We start from the raw sequence: 2,406 nt of genomic DNA, 5'->3' as shown, positions 1-2,406 counted from the left end.
ACCCGGGCCATCCTGAACGGGGGATTCCTCTCAATTCCCAATGGAAATAAGGGGGCCTACAGAGCCGCTCCCGCTATTGGCCATACTGAATAGCAATTGAATAACGGCGAAGGTGTTTTTTGAGGGCACGTCCCGATCATCGATATAAAACCAGTGGTCCCTGAACTGAATAGAAAGAAAAGCATCCTTAGGCTTTTCTTTAGATACCCGGACGTTCATCAGATCGGCATCATCCGGAACAAATGTCGAAAGAGTTCGACCCTCGAGGACATGTTCTTCAGGCACATCGATATACCATGAGATGTTGGCGAGCATTTCCATAATGGAATGGGTCTGGACCAGGATTTGTTCCCTATTTTCAACAACAACCCCATATTGAATACCATACACATTCTTATCCCTTTCCAGTTCCAGGATATCCTTGAATCGGGCTATGGATCTATCAATGGAGTCCGTCCTTCCTTTTTTGGGCAGGACAAGTTCCACATCAACTTTGGGCCAGTCCCCCTTAAAGTGCATCCCCAGGGCACCGTCTTGCTGAAGCTGATGCAGTATGTCGAGCAATTCATGAAATTGTTCATCTCCCTGCCTTCGTTCGCCGGGAGTTCCGATTTCATTGTGTAAACCGTTAATCATGGAATTCGAAAGGCGCATCAGTCGATGTGCTGACCAGCCAGACTGTATCATAAAAAAAACAACAGATGGCGGCACGGGGGTGAGCAGACTCTGTGCAAAAGCCTGGCCGCTCATGGGGGTATAAGTGATGGTCGGGCGGTCTGTCCAGGTTCCGTTTACACTGGCCCCTATCGGACTATTGATGGGGTTCAGGGTACCATTTACCCCTGCAATGCCTCCTCTGGAGTAGGTGTTGATGACAGAGGCAACATTCAGAAAACGTGGCATTTCCATATACCGGAGCCTTACCAGGTTTAGCAACATTTGCTCGCTCTCCTGATCTGCGATACGTTCATTGTAGTTAAACCCGTCAGGCGGTATGGTTTTGGGCCCCATGGACTTGCAGGAAACCAAAAAAAGCAAAACCCCTAGAAAAAACAGGGCAATGGAAAATGTAAAAGGGATTTTTATCTGAACAAGCCGAGGGATAGCCGGTAGCATAGAAATGGTGATGGTTGGTAGCTAAATATAAATGAAAGATGTACGATTACCTAACTTCTGTGAAATCATATCTTTGAAGATAATCAAATACATTGAGAATATGAGACCCTATGTATTAGCCGATTCAAACTGGAAACACCTCAGGGAAGCTGATATTGACCTCGCCGTATTGCCATGGGGGGCGACTGAAGCACATAATTACCACTTGCCTTATGCTACGGATGTGATAGAAGGAACCGCCATTGGGGTGGAAGCAGGCCGTATTGCATGGGAGCAGGGGGCCCGGATAATCGTGCTGCCAACCATTCCCTATGGGGTCAATACCGGACAGTCCGATATCTTTCTGGATATGAACCTCAATCCGAGTACGCAATTTGCCATTTTGAAGGATCTTTTGACGGTTCTGGACCGGCAGGGTATTCATAAATTTATGATCCTCAACAGCCACGGCGGAAATAATTGGAAATCTATGGTCCGGGAACTGGGACTTTTATTTCCAAATATGTTTTTGTGCGTTTGCGAGTGGGTTCATGCAGAGAACCGAACCGATTTTTTTGAAGACCCGGGAGACCACGCGGACGAAATGGAAACCAGCCTCATACTACACCTGGCACCCGATTTGGTCCTGCCCAAAAAGGATTGGGGAGCAGGGCGGGAAAAAAAGAACCGAATAAAAGCCTTCAGGGAAGGGTGGGTCTGGACCGAAAGACCCTGGTCCCAGATCAGTGAAGATACGGGTGTGGGTAACCCGGAATTGGCCAGTCGTGAGAAAGGAGAGGCCTTTTTTACGGCAATCTGTAATAAAATCGGGAACCTGATGACGGAAATTGCCTCTGCAGATTTAAATGACCTCTATGAATAACACCCTACCTTTTTTGATATTCTGAGTCTTCCTTCTCCTGGTAAATTTGGTCCTGGTGAGTAACCAATCTCATTTTCTCGCGGGGGAGTACTCCCATTACTCAGACTCTGAAAACCTCTTATCTGAAAAAGAAAACATTTGGCGGGTATACGAAAAAGAGCGAATTTATCGTTCTTCAGGTAGCTATAAATCAAAGCAATACCTGTTAAATGAAAAAAGGGGTCATTATCTATATTCTCACCTTGAGCTGTTTAAGTTTTTTTGGTGTTCAAGCCTGCACGGATATTGACGACGAGGAAATTCCCGTTGAAATATGCGATGACGGTATAGATAATGACGGGGACGGACTTACCGATTGTGAGGACCCGGATTGTGAGCTTGCCCCGGAATGTACCCCGGAGATTTGAGTGGAAGATATTACCCCGGAG

Annotated in this window: 3 protein-coding genes; 2 read left to right on the top strand and 1 reads right to left on the bottom strand. The window is 46.7% G+C overall.

Annotated elements, in window-relative coordinates; all coding sequences use genetic code 11:
• Positions 1-30: 30 nt before the first annotated feature.
• On the bottom strand, positions 31-1,011 hold the full coding sequence (locus WBV75_RS14190) for a hypothetical protein (protein WP_424121237.1): 981 nt from the start codon (positions 1,009-1,011) through the stop codon (positions 31-33).
• 178 nt (positions 1,012-1,189) lie between these two features.
• Here WBV75_RS14190 and WBV75_RS14185 point away from each other — a divergent pair, with 178 nt between their 5' ends.
• A complete protein-coding gene (locus WBV75_RS14185) occupies positions 1,190-1,978 on the top strand; it encodes a creatininase family protein (protein WP_424121236.1) in 789 nt (262 codons plus the stop codon).
• Between the two features lie 209 nt (positions 1,979-2,187).
• Positions 2,188-2,385: a hypothetical protein gene (locus tag WBV75_RS14180; protein WP_424121235.1), complete on the top strand. Its 198-nt coding sequence runs from the start codon at positions 2,188-2,190 to the stop codon at positions 2,383-2,385.
• Positions 2,386-2,406 lie beyond the last annotated feature (21 nt).

The organism is Robiginitalea sp., assembly GCF_049588695.1.
Taxonomy (GTDB): Bacteria; Bacteroidota; Bacteroidia; order Flavobacteriales; family Flavobacteriaceae; genus Robiginitalea.
This window is presented reverse-complemented; position numbering and strand designations above follow the sequence as displayed.